This is a genomic window from Frankia tisae (assembly GCF_025403405.1).
Classification (GTDB): Bacteria; Actinomycetota; Actinomycetes; order Frankiales; family Frankiaceae; genus Frankia; species Frankia tisai.
The window spans coordinates 1-18,093 of record NZ_JANEZT010000104.1; the positions used below are offsets into that span (position 1 = coordinate 1).

Sequence of the window (18,093 nt, forward strand, 5' to 3'; positions counted from 1 at the left end):
TGCATGAACTGTCGATCTGCCGATCCGTCGCGGACATCGTCACCCGGCACGCGGCCGGCCGGCGAGTGACCCGGGTGCAGCTACGGGTGGGTGCCCTGCGGCAGGTGGTGCCGGACACCCTGATCTACTGCTGGGAGCTGGCGCATGCCGACCGGCCCGAAGCCGGGGTGCTGGCCGGGTCGGAACTGGCGGTCGAGTCCGTCCCTGCCGTAGTGCGCTGCCGAGCGTGCGGCGCGCACAACGAGCTCGCCGTTCCGGTCCTGCGCTGCGCCGCGTGTGGCGCCGCCGACGTCGACCTGGTCAGCGGCGAGGAATTCCTCGTCACCTCCTTCGAGGTGGCGACAGACGCGGCGGAGGCGTGACGAAGCATGGGTCGATTCCATCCGCACCCGGACAGTCACTCGCACCCGGACAGTCACTCGCACCCGGGCAGCCATGCGCACCCGGACAGTCACTCGTACCGGTCCGGCAATCCGTATGAAGATGGTCGTGGGCGCCCCGGTTCGGTGGGGGACCATTCCGGCTACAGCACCGGCGCGGAGCGGGTCGAGGTGCTGGAGCGGATTCTCGGGGAGAACGAGCGGGTCGCCCAGGCCAACCGGGCGGCGTTCGACGCGGCCGGGGTCACCGTGGTGAACCTGATGTCCGCACCCGGCGCCGGGAAGACGACGCTGCTCGCCGAGACGCTGCGTCGTCTCGCGCCGCACCGGCGGATCGGGATCATCGAGGGGGACATCGAGACCAGCCTGGACGCGGATCGCCTCGAGGGGTTCGGCGCCGCGATTGCCCTGGTCAACACCGGAAACGGCTTCGGCGGGGAGTGCCACCTGGATGCGCCGATGGTCGCCTCGGCGCTGCCTCGGCTGCCACTGGGCGAGCTCGACCTCGTCATCATCGAGAACGTCGGCAACCTGGTGTGCCCCGCCGAGTTCGCCGTGGGGGAGGACCGGCGCGCGATGGTGTTTGCCGTGACCGAGGGCGAGGAGAAACCCCTTAAATACCCGGTGATGTTCCGCTCCGCGGATCTTGTACTTGTTAACAAGACGGATCTGCTGCCCCATCTCGACTTCGACGCCGAGGCGTTCCGACGCAACCTCGACGCCGTCCATCCGGGGGTGGACGTGCTGGCGGTCAGCGCCCGCACCGGCGAGGGAATCAACGCCTGGTGTGACTGGCTGACGAACCCGCTCGGCGCACCTGGCGCACCTGGAGAACCTGGAGAACCTGGAGCGGAGTAGACCCGGCGTTGAGATGTGCCGGGATTATTTGATATTTCGGCGTCGGCGGGAATTCCGGTGTTCCGTCTGCGGCGGGATGGTGATCCGGAGAAGTTCGGGTAATGGGCTGAGGTGGGCTCGGCGCGTCGCGTTCGGTGATTGAAACCGATCCGTTAGAAAGACAGTGATCGGGGATGGCGGCACGTGGAGAGGTCGAGACATGCGTCCATCCAGCGGCAATCGCAAGCATCCACGTAACGCGAGAAAGCGCCGGGCCCTGGCCGCCGTCGCGGTGGCCGCGACCTTCGGCTTCCTCACCACGGGCGCTGGCTGCCCGCCGCCCGGCAATCCCTGTCCGCCGTACCCGCCGTCGGCGGTCTGCTGAGTCCTGCCGGCGCGGGGAATCATTCGAAACATTCCCCGTCGCGAGAGCCCTCCCCGTGCCGGGCGCATCGACACCTCGCTGGCCGCGCCGCCTCCACCCACCCGGGCGAGGCACGGCCAGCGAGGCACAGCGTGGCCATCCGACCGTGCTCGGCTACCTCACGACAACGGCCCCCAGCTGAAACTCAGACATCGGGTAGTTCGGTGTCCGCCGCTGTCGGGACGGCCTCACCGCTGGTGACCGCCGCCGGCGCGCCGGCGAGCTCCGGCCGGCTGGGCGGGTTCGGCTTCGCCCCGGCCCAGGTGCCCCGGAGCACGGCGACGGCGTGGTCGTAGGCATCGTGGGTGGGCAGCAGGCGACGGATGTTCAGGGGCAGCAGATCCTCCCGGTTTGTTCGGCCGCAGCGAGGGCAGGTCTGTTGGTTGAGGGGGAGCAGCACGCCGCAGCCGCCCTCCTCGGCCCCGCAGCGGCGCCAGTCCCGGCCAACCTCGATGTGCCCGGTCGGCTGCCAGCGGCGCGCCGCAGTGACGGGCTCCACCATGGTCGCGCTGGTTTCCACCAGGGCGAACGCCCCCGGGCGGAACCATCGTGCGCTCCTCCTCGCGGTCCATCGCGATGACAAGGCGCAGCGCCTCCCTATTCGTCCGGGTACTACCTATCTTGCGGTGGTTCCCTGGCCTCTCCGAGGGAATCGCCTGGGGCGGCTGTAGGCAAGCGAACGGCACCTTCAGGTGATGCGCCGACATGCGCCCACCCTCGTGTTTCGGCTGCCTCGCCGGGACCGCGATGATCCCGATGATCTGGGCGATATCCGTCCCAGCCTGGGTCGCAAGGCGCGCGCCGCCGCACAGGCCGCCGACGGCCTCCCCTTCGGGCTAACCCGACGCCGCAGGGACAGCCGATCGCCACCCGGGGAGTTCGCATGCTCGCCTCACCATGATCCTCGGCAGTCAGCCGGGGATTGTCGACTCCCGCTGGCGTGCCGTTCCCGTGGTCGGCGCCGACCCCGTGGTTGCGCCCGCGGTCGGCCTCCCGCGGTCGCTGTCGCCCTCCCGCGGTTGTCACTGCGGTACGCCCGCCCCAACCCCGCCGTGCGCATCGCTTGACGGCGGTCCCGCCGGTATCCGCCGTGGCCTCGACCAGGGCGCACGGACGTCGCCTGACATTAACCAGTGACGAAGTCTACGATCTGGTCGTCGACGTGGCGTCGGGCGCACTCGACAACGTCGAGGAGATCGCCAAGATTCTCGCGGACAAAATCCAAGGGCGCTGACGCCTCCGGTCGGTCCGGGGAGAAGCCAGTTCGATGTCAGGACTTCGGCTCGAGCGCCGAGATGTATGTTCCGGGATGCGTGGCAGCGTCCTGCCTGAGGACGGGTCCGAGTGCCCACGGAACTATCAACGAGGTCTGTTCGTCAGGCGGTATGAGAACGAGGGAAGTCGGGTTGAAGACAGGGTTTCCGGTGCCGTCGCCGGGATCGGTCGGCAGGTAGGTGAGCGTTGCGTGGGCCTGCGCGCTGGGCGCGAGGGTGATCGGCCTACGGACGACGCTGGTGGAACGTACGAGGTCCCACCTTTCTCCGGTCGCTGACCGGAATTCCGCACCGGGATATCCGGACAGTGTGCATTGAGTCGAGGATTGATTCCTGAACGTCACGTGGATGCTCTTCTGTGACATGCCGGGGGTGGGCGTTTCGGGTATGGACGCGCGAAGGTCCGCCGTCGTGCACCGGCTGGCCGCCGCTGCCATGGTTCCGGCGGACTGCCGGGCGGTCGACGCCGCGCCGGTCGACGCCGCGCCGGCCGAGGTAACAGGAGGTCTTGGCCCGGTGCCGGAGGAACTGGCGGAGCCGGCGGTGCTGCTACATGACGACAAAACGGCGACCAGGAGCAAGACAGGCCCTGCCGCCCACCGACGCCGCATCACATCTGACATCTGTCACCTTCTCCACGCTGTTCGTCTTTCGAGGCCATGGCTGGCCGGGGCAGGCTGTGCTGTTGCGCGGAGCTGACTTTCCGCTGGTAGAGGCTCGTTGGCCACCGTGCACATGGTGGATCGGCAACGTGCTGGAAATCGGCTCTTTTGTAGTAGCGCCGTAATGCTGGGTTGTTGCTGGCTGTGGCCAGTCGCACGTACTGCCAGCCGCGCTCGGCGGCTTTGCCGGCCACCCAGTCGATGATGCGGTACCCGAGGTCGGCGCCGCTCGCGCGCCGGGCGACCGCGAGCCTGGAGATGTAGTAGGCCGGTTCGGTGTCGGCATCCCAGAGCTGCCTGTCATCTTCGGCAATGGCGAGGGTGGCGAGGGGACGTGGGACGTCTCCCATGAGGAGCGCTTCTTCCGCTGCGATCTGCCCTCGGATGGAGCTTGTTGGAAAACGTGGTGGCCACTGTGTGATGCCTCGGCCACGCAGCCAGGCGGCGGCCTCGGCCAGCAGGTCGAGCACGATGTTCTCGCCGCCAGGTTGAGCAGGGCGAATGAGGACGTCGTCGAACAGCAGCTCGGGGTGGGAGAGGACGGCCATGGCAAGATCATGCCATGAAGATGACGCAGGGCAACAGGAGTGAAGCATCCTGTGCTGCTCAGTTTTGATTCGCTGTGCTGGTGGGGAGTGGGTGGTTCTGGCCGCACGGTGCCTGGGGTGGTGGACCACGATGGCGGGATGGCGGCTGGGAAGCGATAGCCGTGGTGCGGTGACGGTGTGGGTCGATTCCGGGTGTGGGTCGAGGCGGGCTGGGGGCCGGTCCGGAGGCGGCGCCCGGTTCCGCGGAATCCGAATGACCGTGTCAAGCGGTCACGGTCACGGTCGTGGTGGTGGTGTGTGGCTGGCTGATGCCGCGGGCTGTGGTCGGCCGGCGGGAAAACCGGCCCGAAGCGGGCAGGTGGCCGCGTGCCCGCCGGGGTGTTGTGGCGGTGCGGGGCTCGGATTTGGAATGGTGCAACGCACCGTCCGGCGGCATCCGGCCACCGTGCACACCCCGGAACAGCTCCCCCGCGATCCAGGCCACGTTCACCCCCGGCACTCGGCCCTACGCCACGAGCCGCGCAACCACCCGAATCACCGACACCACACGTAAAAGATCAGTATTAAGATGTCCGAGCCGGTGAGATAGGTAGATGATCTTGAGCGATGACCTGACGGTGCTGGCGAACGCGCTGCGTCGGGACCGACGTCGTGACCCGCTCAAGGGCCGGCGTGAGTACTCCCAGGCCGCGCGGGAGCTGGCCGATCATTGCGAGCGGATGGTGGCCGACGGGAACGCGAAGATCGCGGTTCCTGTGCTGCGCAAGGCGGTGGACCGGATGACCAGCGCGCTGATGTACATGGACGATTCGTCGGGAATCGTCGGTACTGATCTGCATCACATGATGGGCCTGTACGCCCGCGCCTGCACGGCCGCTCCGCCGGGGCCGGTGAGTCTCGCACGATGGCTGGTGGCACTGTCCTTCGATGGTCCGGGCTGGCCGGAGATCCGCTTGGCCGATTTCGTACCCGCTCTGGGCGCCGAGGGCCTGGCTGAGCTGAGTACCGAGGTGGACAAGCGCGCCGCTGTCGCTGAGCCGGGGTCCTGGGGTCAGCAGTTTGCGACCCGTGACCTGCAGGAACAGCTCGCGGAGGTCTCCGGCGACGTCGACCTGCATGTCGCCGTCCTTGCCCGCAACCTCAACAGCGCCAGGCAGTACCAGCGGATCGTTGCAGCGCTGAGGGACGCCGGCCGTCCGGCGGAGGCGATCGACTGGGCTCGCCGCGGACTCGCCGACCACGGCGGCGGCTCGCATGCGGACCGCCTTCGCGACATGCTGGTGGACCTGCAGATCGACGCCGGTGACGTCGAGGCCGCTGTCGCCGTGCGCAGGGCAGACTTCGAACGCCGGCCCACAGCGAACGCCCACCGGGCGTTGCTCCTCACCGCACGGCGATGCGCGGCGGACGCCGGGCTCGCCGACTGGGCGATCGCCGTTCTGCGTGCACGGGTCGCCCGGCAACCCACCTACGCTGACGACCTGGTCATGGTCCTGCTTGCCGAGGACAGACCCGACGAGGCGTGGGAGGCCGGCCTCGACCATGCCGACATGCTCTCTGAGCGAGGGCTCATCGATCTCCTTGAACTCCGGCGGACGAGTCATCCGCAGGACGTCCTCGAGCCCTACCAGAAGATGATCGGGACCCGCATCCTCGTCGCGGCGGACAAGCGCCGCTACCGGTTCGCGATCGGTCTGCTCCGCAACCTCCGCGATGCCTACTTCGCCGTGGGTGACGCTGCCGGGTTCGCCATGTACATCGACCACCTGCGTGCCGAACACCGACGCCGGACCACTTTCATCGCAGACCTCGACGCCGCCGCCCTGTAACCGGTGAGACCGGGGGTGCGCCGGGTGGCAAGGTTGATAAGGGCCGGGGATGCGCAGTCAGCCGATCCGGATGTGCTCCCGCAAGGCGATGGCCCGGCGGTGCGTAGGTTTCTGCGTTGCGCCCTCGTGCGCAGCGCGGAGCGCACGAGGGCGCAACACTCATCTCTCGCCAGCTCCCGCCGGTGGTCGCGAGGGCTTTTCGCTACCGGTGTTTGTCTTAGTCGGAGCTCAGCCGCATACTCTCACGTTGCGTGGGGCGACCCAGTACCGGTGTCCATTCGTCCAGACCCAGTGACCACTGACGTGACGCCAGTGGCAATGCACACCCCGCCCGACGGCGCGGCCCGGCGGTGAGGCCATCGATGGGGCTGCGGAAAGGATTGTGCCGAGCGCCAGGATTACGATCAGAAAAAAATACTTCGGACCCTTCCTGAATGTCATCTCTACTCCCTCCGGTGCCGCGCCGCCATTTACTTTGGAAGAAATTCCGTGGACTGCGAGTCAGGGATACCCCGGGTACGGCTGTGTCAATCTCTCCGGCGGTGCCTTGAGGAATCACCGATGTCGCCGAGAGACTAAAATCTGTTGGCTTAGCACCACGCGATTGTCGAGGTCCATGCGGGACGGGTGCGCGGTGCGGGCGCGAGCTATAATTTGCCGGGATGGTCCCGGAGTATGTGATGGTCGCACGATGACGAGTTTGGCGGGGGTTCGATGGGGAAGTCCGACTACATCTTTCTGATGGTGCTCATGACCGCGGACATGCTTGCCCAGGATCTGCTGGTGAGGCTTGTGCGCTCCCGGCGTGGTGAGGGCGCCGGGACCATGGCGCTCGATGGCGCGCGTGGCGCCTATGGTCTGATCTTAACCGTATGGGTGTCGGTCACCTGGGGTTTTCTCTGGCGGGGGGCCGTGATCGGCGCGGTAATGCTTCTGGCCGTAGTGGGAACGCGGCTGTACCGGCGCCGCGCCGCCATGAGGTTCCTGGTGGCCGCCGGGCAACAGGTTGCGCCCGACCCGTATGAGCCGGCGTAGCACCCCCACTTGAACACAGTACCTCGGGGCGCAATCATGTGACTTGTCGGCTACCGTGCTGTTTTGAGGCGAGTCGCGCTGGCCAAGAGCGAACGGGCCGAGCCGCCCGTCGCGGCAGCTCGCCAGGCATTCACTCTATCGATCCGCCACAACTACGCACATCTCCGAATCTTCTCTATCTCAATAGAGGGGCAACGTCAGGAAAATGTCGAGTTCCGGGGCGGAGTCCACCGGCTGCCCGGCCGTGTCTTCTTGGCGCTCCCGACCCCGGCGTGCGGGACAACCTTCGCTTTCCATATGATATGGCCGATAGGGGGTCCGGCCGCCTCTTCATCGGAAGGCGTCGCCCGTCGGGGTATGCCGGAGCGGTCCGGCGGTCTTGGGGGAGGCATCGTGGGGGGAAAGGCGGCACCGTCCGCGCCGGACGCGCATTACCATCACCTGGACGCGTTACGCGGCATCTTCATGCTGGGTGGAGTCTTCGTACACGCCTCGACGCTCGGTGACGATCCGATCTTCAACGGGATCGCCTACGCCTCCGGCCTCTTCCGGATGGCGGACTTCTTCCTGATCTCCGGATTCCTCTCCGCGATGCTCGTCGGGAAGTACGGACCCGCGCGCACCGTGCGCCGCAGGCTCGCCAGCGTGGGAATTCCCTTCGTGTGCACCCTGGTCCTGTTCAACCCCACCGCCCTGTGGCTGAGTTACAACTTCCACAACCCGGACGTCTCGTTCCTGGATTTCCTACGCGGAAATACCGTTCCCGAGCCGGTGGGCGAGCTGCGCTGGTTTCTGCAGCTGTGGTTTCTCGTGGCGCTGCTCGTCTACGCGCTGTGCACCCCGGCGGCCGTGACCCTCCTATCCCGTCTCGTGTCCAACTCCGTCTACCAGCGGGCCACCAACGGTCGACCGCGCATCATGGCCACGATCATCGCGTTTGCCATGGCGAGCACCGTCCTCATCCGCGGGGGATACCGGGCCGCCGTCGTTCCCGCCATTGGTTCCGATCCCCTCGACTTCCCGGTCGAGGAGACGCTGGACTTCCTGCCGTTCTTCCTCCTCGGCGTGCTTCTCTACCTGGATCGGCGGCGACTCCTGCCGGCCTTCCAACGGCTCGCGCCGATACTGCTCTGCGTGGCCGGCGTCCTGCTGCTGGCGGCCACCCGAGGCTGGGTGAGCGGGCTGGCCTCGTCCACCGGAGTGGTACTCAGCCGGACCCTGTTCACCATCGCGATCACCGCCAATCTGTTCGCCGTGGCGAACCGGCTCGTTCCCGGCCCCCGGCCGGCCGTCCGCTACCTTTCCGACGCCTCCTACACCGTCTACCTCTTCCACTACTTCTGGATCTACGTCATCGCGACGCTTCTCTCGTTCGACCCGAGCCTGCACTGGCCGCGGATGCTCCTGGTCACTGCTCTCACCTTCGGCGTCACCCTCGTCCTCCACCATTTCGTCATCCTGCGGTCCCCTTTTCTCCGCAAGATCTTCAACGGGAAGTTCCCAGCCGCCGGCCGCCACGGCGCCGGCCAGTCTGCTGCGGCGACCGCGACCGCGATTCCGGCCGCGGCGGCCGCCGGGCCAGAGTCCGAGCTGACCCAGCCACTGCGCTGGCTTCCCCAGGCCGGCCAGCTGGACCCGGAACAGACCCAGCACCTCCGCTGGACCCTCTAGCCTCGGGCTTTCACCAGTGATCATTTGTGAGTGGATCGGGAAGAGGAAAGGTGCTCCTGGCCTGGGAGGATGAGGTCGTCGAGGCCTTGTCCGCCCGAAGTGGATCTGGCTCTGCTGTGCGCCGAGTTCGCAGGTCCACGGGCTGGTCGCTTCGGATCCGATGCTGCCTCCGAGGAACGCCGGGGCCAACACGGTGATCTCCGGTGAGCGCTGTGGCGGGTGAATAATCAAGTCGTGGCGGAGAATTCGGCAGTGCAGCGAGATGAGGTTCAGGATCGCTGGACCGTGCACCACTTCTCTCAAGCAAACCCCGTGGGGGCTCGGTCAGGACGACGTGGGTGCCCTACTGCGACGGGTCGCTGACTCGATCGATGCGTTGGGTGACGTCGAGGTTCAGGATTTGGTGATGCATGCCGAAGTTACGGCTGACGGCAGCTGGCACTCAATCACTGTTTATTACCAGCGCGACGCTGGACCAAAGGGCTAGGAAATCGTGTGTGGTTCGCCCCCCACCTCTGACCGCCTTATGGCCGGGACTGCCGTGGACCGATCTTCATGCCTGTGCGTGATCGGTGAGGTGCGGGTTGTTCGGCCCGAGCTCGACTCCCGGTGATCATGGCGTTCGGCGGAAGCGCGCCGCGATGCCGGACGCAAGCCCGACGCCCATCGACGACTCCGACTTCCACGACCACGACATGCACCCACGTCGACGCCTCGACGGCCCGGATCGAGCGGCGCGGACACACCGTCCTGATCACAACCGCACCCGCTCCCGACGATCCCGATCCTCAGCGGTCAACCCGCCGCCCGTCGCGTACCTCATACCCGTGGGCTACCCAACCCCCACCATCCACCCCCAGCGATCACCACCGGATCAATCCGACCTGGCATATTAAAGATCGATAACTCCCGGAGATCGTTAGAGGGCTGGCGAGGAGCGATGCGTTCGCGGGGCGCGGCCTGGGTCCGCCCCGACCCGACCCGGGGCTGGCTGATATGTAGCGCCCCGAGCTCATGGCGCCAGCGGCATACGCATCCATGCAGCGTCGTCACCGCAGCGTTGTCCGCTGGTCGATCGAAAAGGTCGGGAATAGCGGGCCCGCGGTGGGCGTCTCAGTACAGGATTGAGGCTGTGAGCGCGGTGGCGGTCCGCGCGGACGACGACGGGAGCGGGTGCGATGGTGCGGTCCGCGCGATCGGCGCGGTGCCCCGTCACCGAGGTCCTGGCCTCGTTGCAGGCCTGCCGGGCGCTGTATGTCGATCTGCAGCGGGTCAGCGCCGCGTTGTGTTCGCGCTGAGTGCGCCCGTCTTCCGTATCTGACAGCGCCGCCGAATCCGCGTCGTGGCGATCTGATGGGCGGCGAGGCCCCTCGTCGAGCACAGCCGACCCGGGACCACCCGCAACGGCAGGGCGGCGATCCAGCACCCAGAGCCTCACTCGGCACACGTCGACACCGGCCCGCGGTGTCGACATCGAATTGATGACCAAGGAGTCCGGGATGAGCGTGAAGATCTATTTCGAGGAGTACGGCAACCCGACGGCGCTGGTGCAGGCCGAGGAGACGGTGGGGGAGCCGGGTGCGGGGGAGGTCCGGATCGTGAACCGGGCGATCTCGGTCAACCCGGTCGACTGGAAGGTCGTCGCCGGCTACCTGAAGGACTTTGTGCCACTGCAGTTGCCCGCCGTGCCGGGTAATGAGACGGCTGGCGTGGTCGACGCGGTCGGCTCGGGCGTGGACGGGTTCGCCGTCGGCGACGAGGTCATCTGGTCAGGTTTCACCGGTGGTTACCGCGCGCAGGCCAACGTGCCCGCGAGCTCGCTGATCGCGAAGCCGGCCGCCGTCGACTTCGAGCAGGCGGCGTCACTGCCCGTCGCGGCCGGGACCGCGTACTCCGCGGTGCACCAGATCGGTGTCCGGGAGGGCGACACCGTGCTCGTCCACGCCGCGGCCGGGGGAGTGGGGACGGCGACGGTCCAGATCGCCAAGGCGCTCGGCGCCCGCGTGATCGGTACGGCCTCCCCGGCCAACCACGACTACCTCCGCTCGATCGGCGCGGAGCCCGTCACCTACGGGGATGGTCTGGTGGATGCCGTGAAGGCCCTCGGAACGATCAGCGCCTCGATCGACAATGTCGGCGGTGCGGCGTCGGTCGCGGCGACGGTGGCGCTTCTTCCCGACCTGTCCCGCGCGGTCACGGCCGTAGCCGACGAGCATGCCGCCGCCGCCGGGATTGCGGTGGTCGTCGCGTCCGAGGACAGGCTGACCGCGGTCGCGAAGCTGGCCGAACAGGGCGTGATTCGTTTCGAGATCCAGGACCGCTTCCCCCTCGCCGAGGCCGTGAAGGCGTTCGAGCTCAGCCTCACCGGCCACGTCCGCGGGAAGATCATCCTTGTCCCCTGACCCGAAGCCCTGACCTGGGCGGATCGCCGGAACCATGAGACACGGAGGCCGAGGGCCGGACATAGCCCTCGGCCTCCTGGCGATCCGGCCACCCGATGACCTCGGCAGTGGCGAGGTGTCGATGATCGATGCGATACAGCGGGTACCGGAGCCACCGTCGAGCTTTGGCCTCTGGCCCAAAGGCGAGATTGGCGGCCGACCCGACGGATTCATCGACGCCGTGCTCGCTGAGGGCCCGTCGACGAGTACATCGAGACACACAGCCGAGCGGAGCTGCTGGATCAGGTGCTGGACGAGGAGCTTCCGCGGTACGCCGAGGCACTCCGACGGCTCGGCGAATGATCTATCTGAATCTTCGTGAATTGCTGTACATCGCCGAACGGGCTCTTGGTGCCGAGCCGGTGGTGAAGGATCACGGGCCGCTCGAATCCGCTCTTCCCCGCCTGCGGGTGACGGTTTTCGGGCGTGACGCCTATCACACGCTTGACGGCAAGGCTGCCGCGCTCCTGCGTTCGCTCGCCTGCGACGATGCCCTCATCGACGGGCGCAAGCGACTTGCTCTCGCCGGCCTGATCGCCTTCTGCGGCCTTAACGGCCGCCGTCTGACGCTGACCAACGACGACGCCTACGACCTCGTCATGAGCATCCCCTCCGGTGCTCGCGACGCCGTCGAGGACATCACCAAGATCCTTGAAGGGGCGACCTGCGCCAGTCGGTAGCGATCGCCATAGTCGCGCTAGCCAGTACTAACGCGGACCCGAACCTGAGTTCCTCCCAGCGACTTTCGTGGCAAATCGCTATTTTGGTAGATGACGGTCATTTGTAGTGAATAGCTAGTTTAGCTAACAGTGGCGACCGGTTTGAGGCATTTCACGACCGACCGCAGATTGCGATTCTACTATTCTGACAGACAGGTCACCGGAATTCTTGGCCGGACCCTTCGAGAAACCGCTGACGGCAGGAATTCGGCTTCCTGGACCGCCGTACTATTTTCTTTTCGTCGGGCTGCTGGCGGGCCGCGACTCCAACAGGGCGAGGTTTCGATGAATGACCGAGTGCTCGCGAAGCAGTTCGTCGAAGACGCTGGCACCGCGTTTGTGGCGGTCATCAGGCAGCACGGCCGTCCCGTCCGGCTCCAGGAGATAAGAGACACTCTCGTCGACGTCGGTATCCGGGTCGAGGACGTCAACCGGCAGTGGGAGCGTCTGCGCGGCCTTCTCAGGGCGCACCCGAACATCGCGAAGCCGAAGCCCACCATCTACGAGTGGTCGCCGATGGCGCGCCGGTCACGCGATTCGCTGAAGGAACTGGCGACGCGGGCTCGTGTGCGGGCACCCGGCTGGTTCGTACAGGCCCACGTGGACAACATCGCGGACAGCCTGGCGCGCGCCGAGACCACTGGCCCGCGCGCCCAGATCGGCTGGACGGAGCAACGCGAGCAGGAGAAGGCCGCACTGCTGGCTGACCTCGTTGGCGGGGCCGAACTGGTCGTTGCAGAGGACCGTTCGGCGACGGACGTTGTGGACTGGCTGCTGGTGGAGGCTGCCCGCCGGCAGCTGCGGCCGGCGGGTCGGCTCGGCGAGCGGGTCCCGTTCGATCGGGCGCTCCACGAGGCTGTCGGTACGCCCCACCCGCGTCCCGGTCAGGAGGTCCGGGTGGTGCGGTCCGGGTTCTCCTGGTCCGGCAACGGCGACGACGTGGTGCTGGTCCGGGCACTCGTCAGCTGACTGCGGCCGGTGACCGCATCTCGCGACGGGGTCGGACCACATGAAGGAGAGATTGTGCGCAGGGAGCGCAACGCGAAACCGATCGTCGAGGCGAGAAGCATCCTGCTGAAGGATTTCTTCGATGGGCGGGCGTATCACATTGATGCATTCCAGCGCAGTTACGCCTGGGGGCTGTCGGAGGTCGCGCAGCTCGTAAATGATCTCGCTGCAACATTCCTATCACAGTGGAAAGACACCGATCATCATTCGGACGTCCAGTATTACGACCCGTATTTTCTGGGCCCCATCATCGTCTACCGGGAGAACGGGAGGATCTACCTGGCCGACGGTCAGCAGCGTGTCACCACCCTGCTGCTGCTCCTGATTCAGCTATACCGGCTCGCATCCCGGCGGGACGACATCGATGATCTGAAGAATCAGTTGGGTGTCCTGATCAAGGGCGAGGACGCCTTCAGGCGCTCCTTCGCGGTGAGCGCCGAGCGCCTTGAGCCGCTCCTGGACGATCTGCGTGCCGACCGCCTGATCGGCCTCGACGCGGCGCCTCCCGACATCGCGCGGGTGGGGGAGGCAGCCGAGCACATCCTCGCCTGCTTCCCGGTGGAAATCAGAACGGACGCCCTGCCCTTCTTCGGCCTCTGGCTGTTGCACCGGGTCTCTCTCGTGGAGATGGACGCGGGGGACGGTATGCGGGGCCGCGACCTGTTCGACAAGATGAACGACCGCGGTCTCCGGCTCGCCCCGCTTGACCTTCTCAAGAACTATCTTCTCCGTGACGCCCGCGAGGACCCGGATAAACTGGACCGGAAATGGCGCTCGATGATCACTGCTCTGGAGATGAAGGACAGGAACGTCCCGATCGATTTCGTCCGCGCGGTGCTGCACGCGCAGTACTTCGACGCCGACGTGGTCGAGGAACACCCTGGCCCACGGGATAGTCCTCCCCACGAGTGGCTGGCCAGGAACGAGAAGAAGATCGAGCTGACCGGTGGAAAGGGTGCGCGGGTCGCCCTGCTCACCGAGCAACTTGAACCGCTGCACGGACGGTACCTGGAGCTGATGCAGGCTGCCGGTGAGTACCACAGCGAGCTTGAGACGATCTGGTTCAACGCGCACAACGGACTGACCCGGCAGTTTGACCTCACGCTGGCGGCCGTCCGTCGGGACGACAGCGACCCGGTCTTCCGGGCGAAGGCCCGACTGGTGGCCAACTTCGTCGACCTGTTCGTCGTCACCCGCGGGCTTGACGGGGTGCCCTACGGGCCGTCTGATCTGGCGAAAGTGGTGGACCCGCTGCTGTCCCACGCGCGCAACGCCCATACCACGGAGGCGCTTGGCCGGGTACTCGGAAAGGCCGCGGCCGGCTGGTACCAGTATTTCGACGAGGTTCCGTCGCTGAGATACCGGTCCAGTGGAGGTCGGTCCTTCCTCCGCTACTTCCTCGCTCGGCTCACCGCCTGGCTGGACCGGGAGACGGGACGGCACGAGAGCGTCGAGCGGATGCTAACTCGCCGGGACGGGAGGTGGCTGTACGAGATCGAGCACCTCTTCACCGCGAAGCCTGGCGTTCACGACACCCAGACGCCGTCCGAGGCGGAGTACGGAAAGCTCCGGAACAGGGTGGGCGGACTGGTGCTGCTCAGCGGCGACGAGAACGCCAGCCTCGGCGGTGCTTCGCTGACGGAGAAGGCGAACAGCTACGTGCGGTTCAACTGGCTCGCCGCCTCGGTCCATCCAAGCAGCTATCGATCCCCGGGAAATGTCGCGTTCCGCAAGTTCGTCGTCGCCGCCGCCTGGACGGACAAGTTCCTCCCCTACCAGGCAGGAGACTCCGTCGAGAAGTACATCGACACGCGAGCCGACCTCTACCGGGCGATCGCTACGAGAATCTGGTCGCCCTCCGGGCTCGGACTGACCGTCCCTTCGTCCGAGGATGCTTCGGTGGTCGCTCCCCGACCCGGCTTGATCAGAGCCGAGGGTAGCGGAAGAGTTAGCATCGCCGATCTGCTGGGAGGCGGCCTCCTCGCCTCTGGCGACCGCCTCGTCGGATACAAGAAGGGCGGTGAGTATTGGGCAACCGTCCTCTCCGACGGGCGAATCCGAACCGCGTCCGGCGCCGCGTTCAAGGCCCCGACGAGCGCCGAGGCGGACGCCAGAGGCGCCAGCAGCAATGGCTGGCACTTCTGGGAGCACGAGCGCACCCGCCAGAAGCTCGACGCGCTGCGCCGACGTTTCGCCAATCCTGCCTGACTCCGGCGTCCCGACTCGGGGCTGACAGCTGGCTCGCGAGCTGCCTCGCGGTGACGTGCGCGGCACTTACCCGGACCACGCCCGCAACACAAACGCCGGACGGTCGCAGGCGGCTGGGTGATGTGTTGCGTCGCAAGGAAGGTGCAGGGAGCAATCAGACTCCGCAGGAAGCCCCGAGGTGACGACTGAGGTGCAGCGGCGATGGATGGATTCAGTTCCTCGGCTGTGACGAAGCCGCACCATACGTGAGGCGCGTGTGCCGGACCGGGGCGCGTCCGAATCGACCGAGGATGGTCAAGCTGCGGCGGTTCCGCCCGGCGGCCTAGTGGTCATGCCTCGCGGACTGCCTCGACGATCACGATACGGTCGGGGCCGCGCGTATGTCCATCGAGCATCAGGTCGACCGCATCGGGCGTTGCTACACCCGGAGGGTCTCGGGGGGCTTTGCCCCCCGGCAGACATGACGAGGGGATCGAAAAGGCGCAGAATCTGGGCCCGATCCCCGAGTGCGCCCGGCAGGGATCGAACCTGCGACCTGGTGCTTAGAAGGCACTCGCTCTATCCACTGAGCTACGGGCGCGTTGGAGCAGGATGGGCCTACCGGGAAGCTCCATCCAGGGTAGACCCAGGGTAGCAAGCCCTGACCAGGCGCCGGACACGTGGGGACACGTCGCCGGCCGGTCCGTCGGGGCGACGAGGTGGGGATGGGGGCGGGGTGTCCGCGCCCCGGTTCGCTGGTCCGATCGGGCCATGCCGGGGACGAGGAAATCGGGGCGCGGGACCTCGGGCGCGCGAGCTGAGAGCCAGAGAGCCAGAGAGCCAGGGGGCCAGAGAGTCAGGAGGCCAGGCGGGACAGGTCGGTGAACTCGTCGTCGGTGAGCTCGACGCCGGCCGCGCCGATGTTCTCCTCCAGATGGGCCACGGACGACGTGCCCGGAATCGGCAGTGCCACGGGGGAGCGGCGCAGCAGCCAGGCGAGGGCGAGCTGGGCGGGGCTGGCGCTGTGGTGCTTGGCGGCGGCGTCGAGGACGCTGCCGGGCAGGGCGAGCCGGCCGGTGTCGACCGGGTTCCACGGGATGAAGCCGATGCCCTCCCGGTCGGAGTAGTCGAGGACGTCCTCGGCGGTCCGGTGGGCGAGGTTGTAGCGGTTCTGCACGCTGACGATCGACACCAGGGTTCGGGCATGGGCCAGTTCGGCGACGCTGACCTCGGACAGGCCGATGTGGCGGATCTTCCCTTCCTCCTGCAGCGCGCGCAGCTCACCGAGGGAGTCCTCGACGGGGGTGTCGGGGTCGATGCGGTGGAGCTGGTAGAGGTCGATCCGCTCCAGCTTCAGCCGGCGCAGCGACATCTCCACCTGCTGGCGCAGGTAGGCGGGGCGGGCGACGGGAGTCCACCGGTTCGGGCCCTGCCGGGTCAGGCCCCCCTTGGTCGCGATGGCCAGTCCCTCGGGGTAGGGGTACAGCGCCTCGGCGATCAGCTCCTCGCTGACGTGCGGGCCGTAGGAGTCGGCGGTGTCGATGAAGTTCACCCCGAGCTCCACCGCCCGCCGCAGCACGGCACGGGCCTCGTCCGGATCGGCGGGGGGACCCCAGATGCCGCGGCCGGTGATGCGCATGGCGCCGAACCCGAGCCGGGTGATCGGCAGGTCGCCGCCGAGCAGGAAGGTGCCGCTGGCGGTGGCCGTGGTGGCGCCGTCCGGGCTGGTGGTCGAGCTGGTCGTGGTGGTCGACATCGCTGTCCTCCGGTTACGACGGTGCTGGTGAGCAACCACGTCGGCGGGACGTGATCGCCGGGCATCGGGTCGGGCGGGTGAACGCCGGTCCGGGTGCCGCATCGTCCGATCGGGCCATGGCCGGGCGTCTCGCCGACTCACGGATCGGCAACCGAGCGTCCGGGGACGGTGTTCCCACTCCGGTCGTCCGTATTGCTCGCCTGACCCGAACAGGGTCCGGCTGGGGTGGTCCGAAGCGGGGATGCGCAGGCTGTGGACGGACGCCGGTTATCCACAGCCCGACGGTCGGGGCTTCCGAGATCGCCTATTACGGCCCACAGTGGAACGACGCCGACGCACTGCCGCGCCGGCACCTTCCTCCCTGACCCGAGGAGCACGCCATGCTGGACACGACCATCACCCTCGTCGGCAATCTCGTCGACAACCCGGAGCACCGGACGACGACGAACGGCGCCTCGGTGTGCAGCTTCCGCCTGGCCTCCACCCCGCGCCGCTTCGACCGCTCCGAGAATCGGTGGGTCGATGGTGCGACCCTGTTTCTGCGGGTGTCCTGCTGGCGGCAGCTGGCCGACAACGTCGCCGCGAGCCTCGCGCGTGGGGACCGGGCGCTGGTCTACGGCCGGCTACGCCAGCGTTCGTTCGAGACCAGCGAGGGGGAGCGGCGCGTCAGCTACGAGATCGACGCCGACGCCATCGGCACGGAGCTGACCTGGCACGCGGCGCGTTCCCAGCGGCTGACCCGGGGGTCCGCCGCACCCGCCGCACCCGCCGCACCCGCCGTCGCCCCGGTCGCGGACAGCGGGCTCCGTCTGCCCGGCGGTGGGCCGCTGGTCGACCTGCGCGAGTCGGCCCTCGCCGAGCGGCCGGAGCCGGAGCCCATCGTGTCGATGGCGCTGCCCGGCGGCGGGGAGGAGCTGGTCCGTTCCGCGGCGTGGGACGGGCAGCAGATCGGAGTCGCCGCGATCGGGTCGCCCTCGGCCGGCCTGGTGCCGGGAGTTTCCGTGCCGCTGGCCACTGCGGTGGCGCGGGCCGGCGGGCTGGGCGCAGGGAGTGCAGGGGCCACGTCCTTCCCGCCCGGGGCGGGTGCGGCCGGGTCGCCGTGGCGGTCGTTCCCCACCGCCGCTGAGCAGCGCTGATCACCTCATATCCCAAGGTGACCGCATTGCGCAAGGGCGGGGTGGCCCTGCCGCGGGTCCTGCCGCCGGCGCTGGGTAGCGTGCCTGGGGTGAGTAGCCGGCACGAGAACAGGCAGCGCATACCCGCGCGCGCCGGGCCGGATTCCGGTTCGGTGATGCCGGCCGTCCCGGCGCAGCGGGTAGTCC

Annotated in this window: 15 protein-coding genes and 1 tRNA gene; 11 read left to right on the forward strand and 5 right to left on the reverse strand. The window is 67.6% G+C overall.

Going from position 1 to position 18,093, the window contains the following annotated elements:
- Both NBZ85_RS12470 and hypB read left to right on the forward strand, forming a co-directional pair.
- On the forward strand, nt 1-362 hold a 362-nt coding region (locus NBZ85_RS12470), incomplete at its 5' end, for a hydrogenase maturation nickel metallochaperone HypA (RefSeq protein ID WP_261561973.1).
- A 144-nt stretch (nt 363-506) separates the two neighbouring features.
- Nucleotides 507-1,238, forward strand: coding sequence for a hydrogenase nickel incorporation protein HypB (hypB, locus tag NBZ85_RS12475; RefSeq protein WP_261556523.1), 732 nt, complete (start codon nt 507-509; stop codon nt 1,236-1,238).
- Between the two features lie 548 nt (nt 1,239-1,786).
- Here the strand turns inward: hypB and NBZ85_RS12480 are convergent.
- Nucleotides 1,787-2,143, reverse strand: a complete 357-nt coding sequence (locus NBZ85_RS12480) for a hypothetical protein (RefSeq protein WP_261556522.1) — start codon at nt 2,141-2,143, stop codon at nt 1,787-1,789.
- A gap of 588 nt (nt 2,144-2,731) precedes the next feature.
- On the opposite strand from NBZ85_RS12480, the gene NBZ85_RS12485 reads away from it, so the two are divergent.
- Entirely contained in the window at nt 2,732-2,875 is a 144-nt protein-coding gene (locus tag NBZ85_RS12485) for a hypothetical protein (protein ID WP_261556521.1), read from the forward strand.
- 36 nt (nt 2,876-2,911) lie between these two features.
- Here the strand turns inward: NBZ85_RS12485 and NBZ85_RS12490 are convergent, their stop codons facing one another.
- Both NBZ85_RS12490 and NBZ85_RS12495 read right to left on the reverse strand, forming a co-directional pair.
- Nucleotides 2,912-3,538, reverse strand: coding sequence for a DUF4232 domain-containing protein (locus NBZ85_RS12490; RefSeq protein WP_308205175.1), 627 nt, complete (start codon nt 3,536-3,538; stop codon nt 2,912-2,914).
- Nucleotides 3,526-4,125 (reverse strand): GNAT family N-acetyltransferase, encoded by a 600-nt coding sequence (locus NBZ85_RS12495; protein WP_261556520.1) that lies wholly within the window; start codon nt 4,123-4,125, stop codon nt 3,526-3,528. Before NBZ85_RS12495 ends, NBZ85_RS12490 begins: the two co-directional genes overlap by 13 nt.
- Nucleotides 4,126-4,718: 593 nt before the next feature.
- Between NBZ85_RS12495 and NBZ85_RS12500 the strand changes: the two genes are divergently transcribed.
- From NBZ85_RS12500 to NBZ85_RS12530, 7 genes are all read left to right on the forward strand, one after another.
- The gene (locus NBZ85_RS12500) at nt 4,719-5,954 is read left to right on the forward strand and encodes a tetratricopeptide repeat protein (protein WP_261561974.1); all 1,236 of its coding nucleotides are present in this window, start codon (nt 4,719-4,721) and stop codon (nt 5,952-5,954) included.
- A gap of 714 nt (nt 5,955-6,668) precedes the next feature.
- Nucleotides 6,669-6,989: a hypothetical protein gene (locus tag NBZ85_RS12505; RefSeq protein ID WP_261556518.1), complete on the forward strand. Its 321-nt coding sequence runs from the start codon at nt 6,669-6,671 to the stop codon at nt 6,987-6,989.
- 393 nt (nt 6,990-7,382) lie between these two features.
- A complete protein-coding gene (mdoC, locus tag NBZ85_RS12510) occupies nt 7,383-8,660 on the forward strand; it encodes a glucans biosynthesis protein MdoC (protein WP_261561975.1) in 1,278 nt (425 codons plus the stop codon).
- Between the two features lie 1,499 nt (nt 8,661-10,159).
- Nucleotides 10,160-11,062 (forward strand): NADP-dependent oxidoreductase, encoded by a 903-nt coding sequence (locus NBZ85_RS12515; protein WP_261556516.1) that lies wholly within the window; start codon nt 10,160-10,162, stop codon nt 11,060-11,062.
- A gap of 338 nt (nt 11,063-11,400) precedes the next feature.
- Nucleotides 11,401-11,781 (forward strand): type II toxin-antitoxin system death-on-curing family toxin, encoded by a 381-nt coding sequence (locus NBZ85_RS12520; protein WP_261556515.1) that lies wholly within the window; start codon nt 11,401-11,403, stop codon nt 11,779-11,781.
- Between the two features lie 324 nt (nt 11,782-12,105).
- Nucleotides 12,106-12,789, forward strand: coding sequence for a hypothetical protein (locus NBZ85_RS12525; protein ID WP_261556514.1), 684 nt, complete (start codon nt 12,106-12,108; stop codon nt 12,787-12,789).
- Nucleotides 12,790-12,843: 54 nt separating this feature from the next.
- The gene (locus tag NBZ85_RS12530; RefSeq protein ID WP_261556513.1) at nt 12,844-15,036 is read left to right on the forward strand and encodes a GmrSD restriction endonuclease domain-containing protein; all 2,193 of its coding nucleotides are present in this window, start codon (nt 12,844-12,846) and stop codon (nt 15,034-15,036) included.
- Between the two features lie 507 nt (nt 15,037-15,543).
- Here NBZ85_RS12530 and NBZ85_RS12535 read toward each other — a convergent pair.
- A tRNA-Arg gene (locus tag NBZ85_RS12535) sits at nt 15,544-15,616 on the reverse strand.
- Between the two features lie 255 nt (nt 15,617-15,871).
- Nucleotides 15,872-16,771: an aldo/keto reductase gene (locus NBZ85_RS12540; RefSeq protein WP_261559629.1), complete on the reverse strand. Its 900-nt coding sequence runs from the start codon at nt 16,769-16,771 to the stop codon at nt 15,872-15,874.
- 380 nt (nt 16,772-17,151) lie between these two features.
- Here NBZ85_RS12540 and NBZ85_RS12545 point away from each other — a divergent pair, with 380 nt between their 5' ends.
- A complete protein-coding gene (locus NBZ85_RS12545; protein WP_261559631.1) occupies nt 17,152-17,907 on the forward strand; it encodes a single-stranded DNA-binding protein in 756 nt (251 codons plus the stop codon).
- Nucleotides 17,908-18,093: the final 186 nt, after the last annotated feature.

What these genes read in the sequence shown, in the direction of transcription:
- NBZ85_RS12480 (WP_261556522.1), bottom strand. Translation starts at nt 2,143, where the DNA reads ATGGTGGAGCCCGTCACTGCGGCGCGCCGCTGGCAGCCGACCGGGCAC.
- NBZ85_RS12490 (WP_308205175.1), bottom strand. Translation starts at nt 3,538, where the DNA reads ATGTCAGATGTGATGCGGCGTCGGTGGGCGGCAGGGCCTGTCTTGCTC.
- NBZ85_RS12495 (WP_261556520.1), bottom strand. Translation starts at nt 4,125, where the DNA reads ATGGCCGTCCTCTCCCACCCCGAGCTGCTGTTCGACGACGTCCTCATT.
- NBZ85_RS12500 (WP_261561974.1), top strand. Translation starts at nt 4,719, where the DNA reads ATGATCTTGAGCGATGACCTGACGGTGCTGGCGAACGCGCTGCGTCGG.
- NBZ85_RS12505 (WP_261556518.1), top strand. Translation starts at nt 6,669, where the DNA reads ATGGGGAAGTCCGACTACATCTTTCTGATGGTGCTCATGACCGCGGAC.
- NBZ85_RS12515 (WP_261556516.1), top strand. Translation starts at nt 10,160, where the DNA reads ATGAGCGTGAAGATCTATTTCGAGGAGTACGGCAACCCGACGGCGCTG.
- NBZ85_RS12520 (WP_261556515.1), top strand. Translation starts at nt 11,401, where the DNA reads ATGATCTATCTGAATCTTCGTGAATTGCTGTACATCGCCGAACGGGCT.
- NBZ85_RS12525 (WP_261556514.1), top strand. Translation starts at nt 12,106, where the DNA reads ATGAATGACCGAGTGCTCGCGAAGCAGTTCGTCGAAGACGCTGGCACC.
- NBZ85_RS12540 (WP_261559629.1), bottom strand. Translation starts at nt 16,771, where the DNA reads ATGTCGACCACCACGACCAGCTCGACCACCAGCCCGGACGGCGCCACC.
- NBZ85_RS12545 (WP_261559631.1), top strand. Translation starts at nt 17,152, where the DNA reads ATGCTGGACACGACCATCACCCTCGTCGGCAATCTCGTCGACAACCCG.